This window comes from Mucilaginibacter sp. P4_E8 (assembly GCF_056401495.1).
Genome location: NZ_JBFUJG010000061.1, coordinates 17,442 through 33,533, shown reverse-complemented (window position 1 = coordinate 33,533; position 16,092 = coordinate 17,442). Strand labels below are relative to the sequence as shown.

Genomic DNA, 16,092 nt, shown 5'->3' with positions numbered 1-16,092 from the left:
CAGTTGGTAGAGCACGACCTTGCCAAGGTCGGGGTCGCGAGTTCGAATCTCGTCTTTCGCTCAAAGCCCTTCCATCAAAAAGAAGGGTTTTATTTTTAAAAGGTTAACCGCCTGCTCAGATGGTGGAACTGGTAGACACGCAGGACTTAAAATCCTGTTCCCGTAAACGGAGTGCGGGTTCGATTCCCGCTCTGAGTACATCGACAGAAATGCAAGTTTGTAATAGTTTGACTATCAACAACTTGCATTTCTTGTTTTTACTGAGTTTTGTTGATTTCTTCAATAAAAATAGCTCTCAGTAAATTTCAACTTGTTAATTACCAACGCCTTACAAACAAAAGGTGTTTTTATTCCCATCCCCTCTGTTTTGTTGCTAGTCGAACACCTTAACTTATTAATTATCAATTATTTATAACATTCAAGCACCTTCCATTCTCATACAGTTCTACAATACTACACCTTTTAATACCTTAACTCACTATAAACCAACCTCTTTCTTAATTATCTTAACAATTATTTCTACAGTTTTATTTAATAATACTTTCTCATTACCAGCATAGATATTTCTATCTAAAACTTTCTCTTGGATTTGGGCATCTGCTATTCTTTTGGCTTTCTCTTTATTGCTTTCATGTTCAATATTGATTAGCGTTTATTAAATAATTTAACAAAATTGAATATGAAAACGATGCAAGGAAATATCGCAGAAATTGTATAATATTAAAATGTCTTATTCAGCCACTACATTCTTTTTACCCCATTCTGCTAATAGCTGCATCACGTCGTTGAGCGACATCCCCTTTTCAGTGAGTGTATACTCCACCTTTGGCGGCACTTCGGCATATACCTTTCGATTAATAATACCGTCAGCCTCCAGTTCTTTTAAATGTCTGGATAATACCTTTAGTGCTATACCTTGAATTGCTTTATGCAGCTCACCAAATCGCTTAGGCCCTGATAATAACATCCAGATAATAACGGGTTTCCACTTGCCGCTTATGATATTGATTGATCCTATTATTGAGCAATCACAATCCGGCTCTACTTTTTTTTCAATTATTTTTTCTGCTAACATACTGAAAATGTGTATTAGTGTCTTTGATGTCAATACTTGACAAATATGCCATTACTTGACAAAGGTAAAGTTTTGGATCAATTTTGTTAAAAAAAGTGAAAATGAAAATATTAATTATAGGTGTCACAGGTACCATTGGAAAACACGTAACCGTCGCATTACAAAAAGATCATGAAGTAATTAAGGCAGGTTCAAAAAGTTCTGATATTCAGGTAGACATATCATCAATCGAGTCAATAGAAAACTTTTACAAACAGGTCGGTAAATTCGACGCCTTAATTTGCGCTGCCGGGGACGCGCAGTTCGGGCCCTTAGCAAGTATGAAGGATACTGATTTCAGGATTGGCATTAACAGCAAAATGATGGGCCAGGTTAACCTGGTATTGATCGGCCAGCATTACATTAATCCGAAAGGGTCGTTTACTTTAACCTCAGGCGCATTAGCCGAAGACCCCATTTTAATGGGAGCAAACATCAGTACGATGAATGGAGCAATCAATGGATTCGTATGGATTCGTAAAGGGCGCTGCAATAGAGCTGGAGAACGGTGTGCGTATCAATGCGGTCGGTCCTGATATAGTTGAAGAATCTACAGCCTATTTTCCCTATTTCCCTGGTCATGTTCCAGTTACCATGAGCCAGGTAACGCAGGCTTATATCAAAAGCGCTTTGGGCGGACAAACCGGTCAGATCTATAAAGTGTTGTAACAGCCACTCAAAAATTAAAAAAAAATAAAAATGGTTTGTGTTCAATAAATGAATTAACAAACAAGTAAAATAAAGACTATGAAAATACTCATTTTAGGGGCCACCGGTAGAACCGGTCGTCTTATCGTTGAAGAGGCTCTAAAGCAAGGCTATGATTTAAATGTTTTGGTGCGGGATAAAAACAAAATATCCTTTAGTTCAAAATCAATTAAAGTATATCAGGGAACACCTGCCCGCAGAACAGATTTAACTGCTGCAATGCAGGGGTGTGATCTGATAATAAGTGCTTTGGGCATCGTTAGAGCTTCAGATGCTCCCTGGTCTAAATTAATAACCGCCAAAAATTTCATCTCTGAAAGCATAAAAAATGTGATAGCTGAAGCGGATCAACAAAACCTAAAACGTTTAATTACAGTCTCTGCATGGGGTGTTGGGGAAACCAAAAAGGAGATTCCTTTTTGGCTCAGATGGTTAATTAACTATACCAACCTCGGCCCTGTTTACGCGGAACACGAAGTAGAGGAAAAACTATTAGCAAATTCAGACTTAAACTGGACGGCTGTACGGCCTGTTGCCTTAAATGATTCCCAAAAGATAAAAACTTTAAAGGTGAGTTTTAATAACTTCCCTAAACCAAGTTTACAAATCAGCAGGCAAAGTGTAGCTAAATTCATAATTGATATAGCAAAATCCGATAAGTACGATATGAAAAGCCCCACTATTTCTGAAAATTAATCCGGGTGGGAGAGATAAGCGCAAAATTAGCACAATATGAAAGCAGTAAAAGTAATTGGATTTATCCTACTAGGATTGTTGGTAGTAGTGGCTGCCGCCGGCACTTATGTAAAGGTAGCATTACCAGACACAGGCGTAGCGCCTCAAATTAAAATAGAACGCACAGCAGAACGAATAAAACGAGGCGATTATTTAGCCAACCACGTTTCTGTTTGTATTGACTGCCACAGCACCAAGGACGAGCGTTTGTACGGAGGCCCGGTGGTGGGCGGTTTTGGGGCTGGAGGTGAAAAGTTTGATCAGCAAATGGGCCTTCCCGGCAGGTTTTACGCATCTAACATAACCCCTTATAAATTACTTAGTTGGACAGATGGCGAAATATTCAGGGCGCTAACTACCGGGGAGAACAAGTTTGGCAAAGCCATCTTTCCGCTAATGCCTTGGGATCATATAGGGCAGATGGATAAAGAGGACGTGTATAGTATTATTGCTTATTTGCGTTCAATTCCCGCAATTAAAAAAGACATACCGGCGTCAGAAATTGACTTCCCGGTCAATTTTATCATTAATACCATGCCGCATAAGGCAAATTTGGGTAAACTACCGTCGGAAAATGATACCATCAAGTATGGCGCTTACCTTGTTAACGCAGCGGCTTGTGTAGATTGTCATAGTAAAAGATATCATGGGGATATAATCCCCGGGACAGAGTTTGGTGGTGGAATGGAATTTAAACAGCAGGGAGCTGTTGTACATTCTGCAAATATTACACCAGATAAGCTAACCGGTATTGGATCATGGAGTAAAGATATATTCATCCAACGATTTAAAAGCTTTGAAGGTAAAGAAAAGCAAGCGGCTAAACTTAACCCCGGCGATCCACAAATACCAATGCCATGGTATTTGTATGCTGGAATGAAGGCCAACGATCTTGCAGCAATCTATGCTTATTTAAGAACTGTTAAACCAATCAGCAATCAGGTTATTGCGTTTCAGAAGTTTTGAAAGTTTGTGATGGTCTTAAGTTGTAAATTATAAAAGGTGTTCAAAAAATCCAGCATGTTAAATTTTTTGAACACCTTTAACAAAAAAATATGCCAATTATTCGCCTTTTTCGATCAGTTCTTTCTCTGCATATTTTTTTAAAACCTGCTCTACAACTATCAAAAACCCATAAATGTGTTCAAAAAACCTGCCATTCACGGTACAAACGTTCGCAAGTACCGAAACACTTGCGAACGTTTTTCATTTCTTTTTATATAACCTGATGCCTGTATCCCGGCATATGATAACAAATACTATCGTAAATGAAAGCGTTACTATGCACTACCTGCTCAATAAATCATTGAGTCTTAATTGCACGCTTGATGTTGTCCGGTATTTGTATTTTTTTCAATGACACAGCATAAATCTACTATAGTAATTCAAACGATAGAGGTAAAAGCTCCTTTTACAATAATTAAAATCTGCCATCCGATACTTTTCCAGAACCATATTCAATTTTTAATTTTATTGTCACAACAATACCAGGATTATTTCTTATCTCAAAACTGCCGCCCAATTGTTTGCTGAGGCTTTCATCATTTCCATTCCAAACGAGGAGCTTTTGGCTAAATTGAAATTCCTGGGGGCGGCCCCCAGCCGTTATCTGTGGTATTTAATACTATTGTTTCTGGCACCAACAATTGAGCTTTAATAAGTATTCCCATGCCATCCTTATTGAAAGTATATTTGACACACTCGGTAAAAAAAAATTTACGAAAAATAATTTCATTATAAGATTTGATTTATAAATTCTTTTCTTACATTTGACTGTACTACTTAACTAATACACTAAAACAATGATTCAAATAAAAAATTTGAATTTCAGTTATGACCGCAAACGTCCTTTGTTTAAGGACCTGAGCCTTAATCTGAGCGCCGGGCATATTTATGGACTGCTCGGAAAAAATGGGGCAGGTAAATCAACCTTATTAAAAAACATTGCAGGATTAGCATTCCCCGCATCAGGCAAATGTATGATCAATGGGGTGGAAAGCGCCAAAAGATCCGTATCCGTTTTACATGAGCTTTATTTTATTGCCGAAGAGGTTCATGTACCTGCGTTAACACCTGCTCAATTCCTCAAACGTACAGCGGTTTTTTATCCCAAATTCAGCACTATTGATTTTTACGGTTATTTGAAAACCTTGGATATTGACGATGCTCTGCCGATGACCAAAATGTCATACGGTCAACAAAAGAAAACGATTATCGCTTTCGGTTTGGCTACTAATACGGGTGCACTTATCATGGATGAACCTACCAATGGTTTGGATATTCCCTCGAAAGTGCAATTCAGAAAACTGATAGCATCCGTATTAAATGATGACAGGTGTATTGTGATATCAACGCACCAGGTACGCGATCTGGACAGTCTTATTGATACCGTGTTGATACTGGACGATCACCGGATAGTGATTGAACAATCAGTTGATGAGCTTACCGAAAAATTAATTTTTGGTGTGTTTAACGATACAGATGGTTTGCCTGTATTATATGAAGAAGATTCATTTAAAGGCAAATATGCCATATTGCAAAACACCACCGGCAAGTTTAGTAAAATGGATCTCGAGCTGCTTTTTAACGCTGCAACAAGTGGCAATACTAAATTATTAAATACCCTAAAGCCGTCTGCATATCATGAATAATTTTTTCAGCTTTAATCGTTTTTTGCAACTACTCATTAAGCACAGCGCCGAGCATTATCGAACTTATTTAATGTCGATTGGTGTTTTGGCAGGTGTAATGCTGCTTGGCGGCTCATTCATATTTTATATGATTCCGGGGCCAATGGATGCCGGCTTTCAAACTGCGTTGTTTGCTATCCTCATGCTCATTGCCGGCAGTGTTTTCACCAGTACTATTTTTGCCGATATGGGCGATAAAAAAAAGGCCATACCAGCTTTGAGCCTGCCTGCCTCTACATTTGAAAAATACCTGGTAGGCTGGTTTTATTCTTACCCGCTATTCATGATCGTATATACGGCTGTATTTTACCTCGTTTTGCTTGGCCTCATCAGTATAAAACACTGGCCTGGGCATAATAGCGAGGTCTTCAGCATTTTTCAGGACAGGTTTTCGATATTAATTATTCTTTTTTCGCTGTTGCACTCTATTAGCATGTACGGCGCAATCGTTTTTGAAAAACTGCATTTCATAAAAATTGCCTTCTGCTTTTTTATAGGCTATGCATTTCTTATCATTTGCAATACATTCTTTTTGCGATCTATTCTGGGGCGAAATATATTTCCGGCTACACCGTTCGGCTTCCTTAATTTTACGGAGGGCCGTAGCTTTTACTCTCTTAGTGTAGGTTACGAACAAACACTTTGGATTTTTGCATCCCTATCGATAGTGATATTGCTATTCTGGATAGCTACCTATTTCAGACTTAAGGAAAAACAGGTTTAAAGGAACAAGAAATGGAATTTAAGGATAACGAAGCGATATACCTCCAGATAGCTGCTTTTGTGTGCGATCAGATCTTGATGGGTAAATGGCCCTCCGATCAGAAAATACCATCGGTACGTGATATGGCTGTTGAACTGGAAGTAAACCCCAATACGGTTATGCGTTCATACGAATTTTTGCAGGGCTTGGAAATAGTTTACAATAAACGTGGGCTTGGTTTGTTTGTTGCTACCGATGGCTTTGATAAAGTTAAAGCCTATCGTAAAGAGAGTTTTGTACGTCAGAACCTGCCCGAACTATTTAAGAACATGTACTTGCTTGATATTTCGATAACAGAGATCAGCGAACAATACACACAGTTTCAAAACAACCAGGCCGCCATAACACCTAAACATAACCAGGATGAAAACAAGTAATAAATTTTTAACAGTTGCCATAACCCTGCTCCTGCTATCGGTTCTCCTATACGATTTTCAGCTCAGGGCCGAATATAAAAAAGGGGATTTCAGAAACCCATTTGGCAATTTTATCAAGTTAAATTTAAGTGGGTTCAAGGTAATCAACCTCAAATCATCTACCGCTATAAACATGATGGTGGTGAAAGGCCCTTTCAAGGTACTTACCGATCCGGATGCAATGGAATTTGCAAAAGTTAACCAGCACGGTGATACCCTAACTGTGGAAGCCCGTTTTAAATCCAACTATCATAACGTCCGCTCCTCGTATATCATGTATGTTTCATGTCCAGAGCTCCATGCATTTATGGCGGATGCCCGTTATACGGCAGGCGAAAACCAGGTGATTGATACACTTGCTGCAGAGGATTTTAAATGGCGTTCAACTATAATAAGCGGCTTTACAAGCAACCACTTAAAAATAACGCAGGACCATGCCAGCAATATCCTGCTCCAAAATGATAGTATAGGGATCTTAGATGCCGTAACAGGTATAACTAATGGCAGCGCATCAAATCTTATCCTTGGCAAGGGTAATCATATTGGCAAGGCTCAGCTTGATATCAGGAACAAGAGTCGTTTATGGATCAGGGAAGCCGGCAATACACAACTCAATTACCATATTGCTGATAGCGCCAAACTCATTGTAAATGGTGCATCGCAAAATATTTTAAAACTTAAACAGCCATGAAATTAATTATCGATTCTCTTTCAAAAACCTATGCCAATGGCGTGCATGCGTTAAAAAACGTATCGCTCACACTATCAAATGGCATGTTTGGTTTGCTTGGACCCAACGGAGCGGGTAAATCATCGCTGATGCGTACCATCGCAACTTTACAGGAGGCCGATTCAGGAAACGTGTTTCTTGACGACCTCAATGTATTGAAAAACAAAACGCAGGTACGGCAGCTGCTGGGATATTTGCCACAGGAGTTTGGTGTTTACCCCAAAATATCGGCCGAGCGGATGCTTGATCATATTGCTCAGCTAAAAGGTGTTGGCAACAATGCCGAACGAAAAGATTTGGTACAGGGTCTGCTTGAAAAAGTTAACCTCTTCAGGGATCGCAAAAAACATCTCGGCACGTATTCGGGAGGAATGAAACAACGATTTGGCATAGCACAGGCACTCATTGGCGATCCTAAACTTATTATTGTTGATGAACCTACAGCAGGACTTGACCCAGCCGAACGTAATCGCTTTTACAACTTGTTGAGCCAACTGGGCGAAAATACCATCGTTATCCTATCAACCCATATTGTTGAGGATGTTAGCACCCTTTGTGCCAACTTTGCCATTATTTGCCAGGGTGAAGTGCTTTATGCCGGCGACCCTGAAACTGCAGTAAATGAATTGAACGGAAAGATCTATTCCAAAGCTATCGATCGCTCAGAGATCAAATATTACCGTGATGTTTATAATGTGATATCTACCCAACTTAAAACGGGCAAGCTCCATATCAGGATATTACAGGAAACCGGACTACAAGATGGCTTTGTTGCCGCAACGCCCAACCTTGAAGATGTGTACTTCAGCAGTATCGCTAAACGGGTTGATGTAAATACCATGTAAGCATTTAAAAAACAACAACTTATGTTCTTGAAAATATTTCTGTTCGAGATCCAGAATAGGGTCCGCAGGCCAGCCTTTTACCTGTATTTTTTTGCAGTATTGCTTTTTACCTTGTTCGCATTTGCTACCGGCGCGTTGCCGGTAGCCGAAAAAGAACACATCAATTCACCTTTTTTAATAACGTTTTGGTGTGCAGGTATCACTATGATGATGATGCTTATCAGCTCGTCGGTTATGGGTGCGGCAATTTACCGAGACATTGAATATCAAACCAAAGACTATTACCTCACCTACCCTATCACCAAGCCCGGCTATTTCTGGGGCCGATACCTGGGTTCTTTTATTTTTATGCTCTTTATAGCGCTTGCTATTTTACTCGGCATATATTTCGGCACCATTATAGGGCCACTTATTGGTAAAACAGACCGTGCTCAATATGGCCCAAATCACTTGATATATTACTTATATCCATTTTTTACCATCGCGCTTCCAAACCTGTTTTTTACGTCATCGTTGTTCTTTGGCCTGGTAGCTATAACCCGTAACGTGAAGGTGATCTATTTTGGCGGTATCCTTTTGTTCCTGTTTTATTTTATTGCCTTATTTTTCCTCAACCACACAAACAATACCACGGTTATTGGCATATCTGATCCTTTTGGGATGAACGGTGTGCGGTATCAAATGAACAACGCTACAGCCACCGAACAAAACAATAACCTGATCCTGATCAGCGGTCCTATGGCCATTAACAGGATCATTTGGCCGGGACTGGGGCTTGTCATCCTGTTGTTTACCTATATCCRCTTTAATTTTGAAAAATTCTTTAGCGGCAAGCGCGATAAGGCAGCCATTGATGATATAAATATAAAGGCAACCAATAAGGTTATTAAAATACCTGCGGTGAGTTTCGCGGGCAAATATGAGCGGCGGGTTTTATCAAACCTTATAAAGCTGGAGCTGTTAAACATCATCCGCGATAATTACTTCTGGATCATCGTAGGCAGCGGCAGTATCTTCCTGGGCTTTGTATTTTGGTTGGGCGAAAGGAATTATGGCATACCTGACCTGCCGCGAACCGTAATGCTTTTAAGCATCTTTAACGATGCTTTCCCGTTCTTTATCTTTTTTATTATCATGTTTTACACCGGCGAAACGCTGCAGCGCGACCGGCTTACCCGTTATGCCTTTATTAATGATTCGTTACCACCACCAAACTGGGTATTGAACGGCTCAAAACTGATCCCTTTACTCATTATTGGCGCTGGTCTCTCGTTTATTCCATTAGCGATCGGTGTAATTGTACAGCTTGCCAAAGGATATACGGAACTCCATTTATCGGCTTATTTTAGCTATATCCTCATTATATTATTGCCAAAACTGCTGCTGATCGTGGTGTTTTGTTACCTGACACATGTTATCATTAACAATAAATTTGCCGCTTACGCTGTAGGTGTTACATTATGGGTAGGTTTTTTCTTTTTGGAACTTACCGGCATCTTCAACTACCATTTACTGCTGTACTCCTATACCCCAAACTCAGGCCTTTCGGATATGGACGGCATGGGCCACATGGTTGGGCCGATAAGCTGGTTTAATCTTTACTGGCTTTTAGGGGGTGGAATACTCATCATTGTAGCCGCATTATTCTACTATCGGGGTGTAAGTTCGTCATTTAAAGAACGGCTGCGGCTGGTACCTGAACGGTTTGATAAAAAAACGAAACTATTTACTGTAGGACTCATYCCTTTGTTCTTAATTGTAGGTGCATATAATTATTATAATGTGAGCTACCTCAATAATTACTTAAGCAAAGACGAGCAGGAAGATCGTGCTATAATTTACGAAAAGGCCCTGAAAAAATATCAGTCGCTGCCATTGCCCAAGGTAACACGTATAAAAATGAACGTTGACATTTTTCCGGATAAACAGCAGGAATTTGTAAAAGCTCAGGTCACTGTAGTAAACAAAACCGATAAACTCATTTCAAAAATGCTGCTTGATGCTGATGGCCTGAATTATTCTATCGCCGTTGATGGTAAGCCTGTTCCGTTCACTAATCCGCTGTTTTATTCACGGGGATCTTTTAACTGGTTTAGGCCGAAGCAGGATACAGCCGATTTTAGATTGTACCAGTTGAGGCAGTCGCTTGCACCCGGGGATTCGGCCGTTTTGGAGATTAATTCATCGGTTACACATACCGATTTCACCAACAGCCTTTATTCGACCAACCTGTTGCATAACGGCACCTTCTTTACAGGTGGTCTGCCCGGCTTGGGTTATGACGATGATGATGAAGTAGGTAGCCCATACGTACGTAAAAAGGCAGGCTTACCTCCTAAAACAGCAGAAAGTGAAATACCACAAAACGACCTGGTTGGTATTAAAACCCTGAAAGCCGGAAAATCTTCCGACCTCCTAAGTCTTGATGTTACGGTAAGCACTTCTGGCGATCAAATTGTTGTTACTCACGGCGAGCTGGTAAAACAATGGAAACAGAACGGCCGCAATTATTTCCATTACATTCAGGATAAACCGGGTATGTATGTGCCTTTCGGTATTATTTCGGCGAGGTTTACCGATAGCCGCGACAGTATTATGCTCGATCATAAAATATATATTGACGTTTATCACCACCCTACCCATAATGAAAATACCACCCGCTTTATAAATGCATATAAAGAAGGACTTAAATATTATAGTTCCGTGTATGGGCCATATCCATTTAAAAACATCAGGCTTGCAGAGACTTCCATTTATGGTCCGCGCGAATCTTCAACGACTACGCTTGATACTTATGCCGAGTACAATAGCTGGAACGCGCATTTCACCAATCCTAACGAGTTTGATTACCTGTATTTTGCAACCACGCGTAATCTTGCCCAGCAATGGTGGCGTTTCCAGGTGGCCCCAAACAATACCGTAGGCTCATTGGTAATACCCGAAGGCCTTGCCAATTTCGATGCTTTGGTAATGGCCGAAAAAAAATACGGCAAAGCCAATATGCGAGCCATAGTGCTCGACCAGTTATGGTATTACCTGTTTGTAAGGCGCCGGCTGGAAGAAAGGGAGCATCCACTGATCAGGGCCAACCAATGGTTTGAATGGAGTGGCAAGGCAAGTGTGGCCATGTACGGTTTACGTAACCTCATTGGCGAAGACAGCCTGAATAACGCCCTCCGTGAGTTTAAAAATGCTTATGCATTTAAAAGCCAGCCGCCTTTTGCGGGCACAAATGACCTTTATCATTACCTGCAAAAACATGTTCCCGATTCTTTACAGTATTACATGACCGACACCTGGCAAAAGGTAACGCTTTATGACAGCAAGGTTAACACCGTAACCGCTACAAAAATAGCCGGTAAGAACAAGTATAAAGTAACCCTGAAAGTAAATATCAACAAGGTTTGGATAGATAGCAAGGGTAATGACGTGTCAGCATTAAAGATGAATGATTACATCGATATCGGAATTTTCGCCGCGGATACGAATGATAAAAACGGACGGAACCAGGCTAACTTACTTTATCTCAAAAAATACAAATTAACTCGGGGTGAGCATCAATTGGCCATTATAGTTAAAGGCAAACCAAATGCTGCTGGAGTTGACCCGTTTGGCACCCTGATAGATAGAAACCCAAATGATAATATGAAAACCATTGATCATGCTAACTGACGTGTAAAGTGTGAAAAGGCAATACGCGTTTTGTTTAACAGCCTATAAAAAATGCAGCAGCTATTAAAGTACAGCTGCTGCATTAGGGACTATTTTATCTGATCGCCATCTTTCAGTTCATCACTTGCTTTTATAATGATCTGATCATTTGCGGTGAGTGCACCAAATACTTCAGTTGAATCGTTTCCGGCCAAGCCTTCTTTTATGTCTATCAGTTTAGCTTTACCACCCCTTGCGGCAATTACATATTCCCGTTCTGTTGAGCGCACAATGGCCGAATTAGGTACCAATAACGATTTTGCTCCCGAAAGCATAGGTATTTTTACTTCGGCGTACATACCGGGTATAAGTTGGCCATTTTTGTTGCGCACATCTATCTCAATAGCCTCGCTGCGCATACTACTCAAAGCGTTAGCCCAGCGACTTATTTTAGCGGTATGTTCAGTACCCGGCATCGCGTTAAACATAAAAACCACGTTTTTTTTCAGGTCCACTTTGTCTACATAATCTTCAGGTATAGCTACTTCTAAACGTAATTTGCTAATATCCTGCAAAACCAACATGGGCTGGTCCGTAGCTTTACCGGGCGCTACCAATGCGCCCGGCGATATATTACGCTGAACGATCATGCCATCAAAAGGCGCATAGATATGCAGATATCCCTGCATGGTCTTTACTGATTCAACATTTGATTTTTCGGATTCAGCCAAGGCGTTATCAGCCTTCATTTTTGCCGTAGCATTGTCCAGATCGAGCGGCGAAACCGAGCCAGGCTCCTGTGCGGCTTGTTTTAAACGGGCATATTTTTCTTTACTGGCTTCGGCATTTTCCTGTGCCTGCAAATAGCGTGAATTGGCGGCCTGCAATTGGGATTCCATTTCGGGCGCTTCCAATGTGACCAATAATTGCCCTTTTTTAACAATGGAGCCTCGATCTACATATAATTGTTTCACAAAACCATTCACTTTGGGGAATAGGTTTACCTCGTTAAAGGGATTAAGCTGCCCCGGCAATCGGGCTGAACTGGACAATGCTTTTTCTGTAATAGTACCTAATTCGTATTTTTTACCATTGATTGTTTTACCTTCGGTAAGGTCAATCGGTTTTTGATTACCAGCGCATGCTGCGAAAAAGCAGGCTGACAAGCTTATAATGATCAATTTCGTTTTCATGTTTTTAAATGGTTGATGGTTCAAGTTCGTTTTCATTTTCGGGCATCAGAGACGGTGATTCATAGGTGGTTTTATCTTGTACCCATGCAAATACTAACGGCAAAATAAATAAGGCTGCCAATGTGGATGCGAACAGGCCGCCTATCACCGCACGGCCTAACGGTGCCGTTTGTTCACCGGCTTCGCCCATACCTGATGCCATTGGGATCATACCTGCTATCATAGCCAAACTGGTCATTAAAATAGGTCGTAGCCTGATAGATGCACTGGTGATCGCCGCTTTTGTAGCATCCTGAAATTCCAAGCGTAAATTTTCACCATTGGTAACAATCAGGATAGCGTTGGCGACCGACACCCCGGTAGACATGATCATACCCATGTATGATTGCAGGTTAAGCGTAGAACCTGTTAAGAGCAAAGCAGTAAGCGAACCCAATATCACCGCCGGGATAGTACAGAGTACCGTTAACGATAGCTTAAACGATTGGTAATTTGCCGCCAAAAGCAGGAAAATAACCAATATGGCGAAGCCCAGTCCATTTTGCAAACTGGTTAAGGTTTCAGTCAACAAGCTGGACATACCTTGCAGATTGGCAATTAATCCCTTTGGCGGTGTGCCTAAACTACTAACCGCTTTTTGCACATCGGATGTGGCTGTACCCAGATCTTTTTTATAGATGTTGGCGCTAACCGTTAAATAGCGGCGCGGGCCAACCCGGTCATACTCACCGGGGGCGTAATTGACTTTAAAATCGGCTACATCGGCAAGCGTGGGCGAACTTTGTCCTTTCAGCAATGGGATTTCTTTTAGCTCATCCATCGTATTCATCACGTACTCGGGCACTTGCACCTGCACCTGGTACGTATAGGCCGATTTTTCATCCAGCCAAAGATTCTTCTCGGTGAACCGGCTTGATGAGGTACTTGCCGTAACAGACCTTGATATGTCTTTAATATTTAACCCCAACTGTGATACCTTCAACCTGTCCAGCGTAATACTTACTGCCGGGAACTTTTGTGGCTGATCGATCTGTATGTCGCGCAGGTAGGAGATGGCTTTGAGTTTAGCAAATACCTTATTACTAAAATCCACTATTTGATCCATATTTTTTCCCGCGATCTGAACCTGTATAGGCGTTGACGCACCTTGGCTCATGATCTTTTCCGTCATATCTATCGGCTCAAAGCTGATCCCCAATTCAGGAATTTCCTGCTTAATGTTTTTACGCAGGGCATCCTTCAACTCGTCCATGTTCACATGGTACTTTTCATCCAGGTTAACCTGCAATACAGCTTCGTGTGTGCCGGTATTAAACACGTACAGGTTGCTGCTGCCAAAACTACTGGGCACTAAGCCAATGTAGCCCGAAGTGATCCCGACGTGATGGTCAACCGTTTTGTCGATGATCTGTAATACCTGTTTAAACTTATCCTCGGTACGTTCCAGCCTCGTTCCCTGCGGTTCCTTGATACGCATCTGGAACTGGCCATTATTTAGTTTCGGCATCATGTCCTTACCTATCACTACAAAACAAATCCCGGCCAACACAAACACAACAACCAAATATACCGGGATAATTACCTTCTTATTGGGCATCCAGCGGGTAATGATCTTCTTAAAGCTCATTTTTATTTTTTCAAAAAGATCATTCTTTTCAGGGTGTTCTTCTTCTGCGCGTTGGTGCATCCTGATTTGGCCCTCTTCAATTTCATCTAAACCCTCGCCGGCGTGGGCGTGTATTTTGCCATGCTCATAATGCTGGTATTGGGATGCATTGATCAGCCAGTTACTCAGGATAGGCACCAGTGTTTGCGCGATAATAAACGACACAATCATGGTTAAACCGATAGACATGGATAGCGGCAGAAACATTGCTTTAGGCACTCCATTCATCATAAACGATGGCGCGAATACAGCCAGGATACAAAACAGGATAAGCAACAGCGGGAAGGATATCTCCTCGCAAGCATCGTATATGGCCTGCTTCTTATTTTTGCCCATTTCCAAATGCTGGTGGATATTCTCTATGGTAACCGTAGCCTGATCAACGAGGATACCTATGGCTAAAGCCAGGCCGCTTAACGTCATGATGTTAATGGTTTGCCCGAACAAGCCCAACAGCAGCACTCCGATAAGAATCGACACCGGGATGGTGATAACCACAATCAAGCTGCTACGCCAGTCGCGCAAAAACAGCAGTACCATTAGCCCGGTTAGTAAAGCACCTAAGCCGCCTTCGGTCATCAAACTTTTCACGGCATTCACCACAAATACAGATTGGTCGAATTCATAACTTATTTTTACATCGTCCGGCAATAAACTTTGCATTTCGGCCAGTTTACTTTTCAGTGTTTGTACCACCGTCCATGTACTGGCATCCGCTGTTTTTACCACAGGGATGTATACTGATCGTTTACCATTTACTAAGGCATAGTCTACCGTAACATCCGCAGCATCGGTAACGCGGGCAATATCCTGAATGTAAATGGGTACGCCATTTTTGGTGATGACGGGGATCTTACCAAAATTATCCGTGTTTTTGATCAGCGAGTTCATGGTGGTGAGATAGATGGTGTTATCCAACCGCAAATTTCCCGACGGCGACATTACATTAAATTTTGATAATGCTTCAACTACTTCATCCGGCGTTAGGCTATAGCTTCGTAGTTTATTGGGATCAACACTTAAAATAATGGATCGTGCATTTGAACCAAAGGGCGGCGGTGCTGATAAACCCGGAATGGTGGAGAACATAGGACGAATGCGCGTTGCCGCCATATCATAAATATCCTTCAAACTCTCGGACTTGCTATCCAGCACCAGTTGCCCCACTGGCAGTGATGAGGCATCAAACCTCACCACCTGCGGCGGCAAAGCACCGGGAGGGAAAAAGCTTTGCGCCCGGTTAACCTGCAAGGCCACCTGAGCACTGGCTTCGGCCATGTTGGTGCTCTCGTAAAAAGATAGCTTAATGAGGGTTAAGCCCTGGATGTTTTTACTGCTGATACTTTTGATGCCGTTTACGTATAAAAACTGGTCCTGCAAGCGGGTGGAGAAAAAGCCTTCCATTTGCTGGGGAGACATGCCGCCATAGGATTCTATAACATAAATGGTGGGCAGGTTAAGCTGCGGAAAAATATCTATAGGTATATTTATTGCACTAAGCACTGCAAAAATTAAAAGGCTCACGGTAATTACTACCGTAGTAATGGGCCTTTTGAGTGCGGATGTGACCATTGACATAGT

At 41.6% G+C, this 16,092-nt stretch carries 13 protein-coding genes and 1 tRNA gene; 11 read left to right on the top strand and 3 right to left on the bottom strand.

Annotated elements, in window-relative coordinates:
• The first annotated feature begins 113 nt into the window (after positions 1 to 113).
• A tRNA-Leu gene (locus AC1DRQ_RS19400) sits at positions 114 to 198 on the top strand.
• Positions 199 to 730: 532 nt separating this feature from the next.
• Here AC1DRQ_RS19400 and AC1DRQ_RS19395 read toward each other — a convergent pair.
• Complete coding sequence (locus tag AC1DRQ_RS19395; protein WP_477426438.1) at positions 731 to 1,075, bottom strand: winged helix-turn-helix transcriptional regulator; 345 nt, start codon at positions 1,073 to 1,075, stop codon at positions 731 to 733.
• A 101-nt stretch (positions 1,076 to 1,176) separates the two neighbouring features.
• Between AC1DRQ_RS19395 and AC1DRQ_RS19390 the strand changes: the two genes are divergently transcribed.
• The 10 genes from AC1DRQ_RS19390 to AC1DRQ_RS19345 all read left to right on the top strand — a co-directional run bounded on the left by AC1DRQ_RS19390 (position 1,177) and on the right by AC1DRQ_RS19345 (position 11,673).
• Entirely contained in the window at positions 1,177 to 1,650 is a 474-nt protein-coding gene (locus AC1DRQ_RS19390) for a short chain dehydrogenase (protein ID WP_477426437.1), read from the top strand.
• The gene (locus AC1DRQ_RS19385; RefSeq protein WP_477426436.1) at positions 1,625 to 1,783 is read left to right on the top strand and encodes a hypothetical protein; all 159 of its coding nucleotides are present in this window, start codon (positions 1,625 to 1,627) and stop codon (positions 1,781 to 1,783) included. The genes AC1DRQ_RS19390 and AC1DRQ_RS19385 overlap by 26 nt, the downstream gene beginning before the upstream one ends.
• Positions 1,784 to 1,861: 78 nt before the next feature.
• Positions 1,862 to 2,518, top strand: coding sequence for an NAD(P)-dependent oxidoreductase (locus AC1DRQ_RS19380; RefSeq protein ID WP_477426435.1), 657 nt, complete (start codon positions 1,862 to 1,864; stop codon positions 2,516 to 2,518).
• A 36-nt stretch (positions 2,519 to 2,554) separates the two neighbouring features.
• The gene (locus AC1DRQ_RS19375; RefSeq protein ID WP_477426434.1) at positions 2,555 to 3,523 is read left to right on the top strand and encodes a c-type cytochrome; all 969 of its coding nucleotides are present in this window, start codon (positions 2,555 to 2,557) and stop codon (positions 3,521 to 3,523) included.
• Positions 3,524 to 4,359: 836 nt separating this feature from the next.
• Positions 4,360 to 5,208: an ABC transporter ATP-binding protein gene (locus AC1DRQ_RS19370; protein WP_429398201.1), complete on the top strand. Its 849-nt coding sequence runs from the start codon at positions 4,360 to 4,362 to the stop codon at positions 5,206 to 5,208.
• Positions 5,201 to 5,971 (top strand): hypothetical protein, encoded by a 771-nt coding sequence (locus AC1DRQ_RS19365; protein WP_477426433.1) that lies wholly within the window; start codon positions 5,201 to 5,203, stop codon positions 5,969 to 5,971. Before AC1DRQ_RS19370 ends, AC1DRQ_RS19365 begins: the two co-directional genes overlap by 8 nt.
• 11 nt (positions 5,972 to 5,982) lie before the next feature.
• The gene (locus AC1DRQ_RS19360) at positions 5,983 to 6,387 is read left to right on the top strand and encodes a GntR family transcriptional regulator (RefSeq protein WP_477426432.1); all 405 of its coding nucleotides are present in this window, start codon (positions 5,983 to 5,985) and stop codon (positions 6,385 to 6,387) included.
• Positions 6,374 to 7,117, top strand: coding sequence for a hypothetical protein (locus AC1DRQ_RS19355; RefSeq protein ID WP_477426431.1), 744 nt, complete (start codon positions 6,374 to 6,376; stop codon positions 7,115 to 7,117). Before AC1DRQ_RS19360 ends, AC1DRQ_RS19355 begins: the two co-directional genes overlap by 14 nt.
• Positions 7,114 to 8,001: an ABC transporter ATP-binding protein gene (locus AC1DRQ_RS19350; protein WP_477426430.1), complete on the top strand. Its 888-nt coding sequence runs from the start codon at positions 7,114 to 7,116 to the stop codon at positions 7,999 to 8,001. The genes AC1DRQ_RS19355 and AC1DRQ_RS19350 overlap by 4 nt, the downstream gene beginning before the upstream one ends.
• A 21-nt stretch (positions 8,002 to 8,022) precedes the next feature.
• A complete protein-coding gene (locus AC1DRQ_RS19345; protein ID WP_477426429.1) occupies positions 8,023 to 11,673 on the top strand; it encodes an ABC transporter permease/M1 family aminopeptidase in 3,651 nt (1,216 codons plus the stop codon).
• An 89-nt stretch (positions 11,674 to 11,762) separates the two neighbouring features.
• Here the strand turns inward: AC1DRQ_RS19345 and AC1DRQ_RS19340 are convergent, their stop codons facing one another.
• Both AC1DRQ_RS19340 and AC1DRQ_RS19335 read right to left on the bottom strand, forming a co-directional pair.
• The gene (locus AC1DRQ_RS19340) at positions 11,763 to 12,845 is read right to left on the bottom strand and encodes an efflux RND transporter periplasmic adaptor subunit (protein ID WP_429398211.1); all 1,083 of its coding nucleotides are present in this window, start codon (positions 12,843 to 12,845) and stop codon (positions 11,763 to 11,765) included.
• A 4-nt stretch (positions 12,846 to 12,849) separates the two neighbouring features.
• Positions 12,850 to 16,083: an efflux RND transporter permease subunit gene (locus AC1DRQ_RS19335; protein ID WP_477426428.1), complete on the bottom strand. Its 3,234-nt coding sequence runs from the start codon at positions 16,081 to 16,083 to the stop codon at positions 12,850 to 12,852.
• Positions 16,084 to 16,092: the final 9 nt, after the last annotated feature.

What these genes read in the sequence shown, in the direction of transcription:
- AC1DRQ_RS19395 (WP_477426438.1), bottom strand. Translation starts at nt 1,075, where the DNA reads ATGTTAGCAGAAAAAATAATTGAAAAAAAAGTAGAGCCGGATTGTGAT.
- AC1DRQ_RS19390 (WP_477426437.1), top strand. Translation starts at nt 1,177, where the DNA reads ATGAAAATATTAATTATAGGTGTCACAGGTACCATTGGAAAACACGTA.
- AC1DRQ_RS19380 (WP_477426435.1), top strand. Translation starts at nt 1,862, where the DNA reads ATGAAAATACTCATTTTAGGGGCCACCGGTAGAACCGGTCGTCTTATC.
- AC1DRQ_RS19375 (WP_477426434.1), top strand. Translation starts at nt 2,555, where the DNA reads ATGAAAGCAGTAAAAGTAATTGGATTTATCCTACTAGGATTGTTGGTA.
- AC1DRQ_RS19370 (WP_429398201.1), top strand. Translation starts at nt 4,360, where the DNA reads ATGATTCAAATAAAAAATTTGAATTTCAGTTATGACCGCAAACGTCCT.
- AC1DRQ_RS19365 (WP_477426433.1), top strand. Translation starts at nt 5,201, where the DNA reads ATGAATAATTTTTTCAGCTTTAATCGTTTTTTGCAACTACTCATTAAG.
- AC1DRQ_RS19360 (WP_477426432.1), top strand. Translation starts at nt 5,983, where the DNA reads ATGGAATTTAAGGATAACGAAGCGATATACCTCCAGATAGCTGCTTTT.
- AC1DRQ_RS19355 (WP_477426431.1), top strand. Translation starts at nt 6,374, where the DNA reads ATGAAAACAAGTAATAAATTTTTAACAGTTGCCATAACCCTGCTCCTG.
- AC1DRQ_RS19350 (WP_477426430.1), top strand. Translation starts at nt 7,114, where the DNA reads ATGAAATTAATTATCGATTCTCTTTCAAAAACCTATGCCAATGGCGTG.
- AC1DRQ_RS19340 (WP_429398211.1), bottom strand. Translation starts at nt 12,845, where the DNA reads ATGAAAACGAAATTGATCATTATAAGCTTGTCAGCCTGCTTTTTCGCA.
- AC1DRQ_RS19335 (WP_477426428.1), bottom strand. Translation starts at nt 16,083, where the DNA reads ATGGTCACATCCGCACTCAAAAGGCCCATTACTACGGTAGTAATTACC.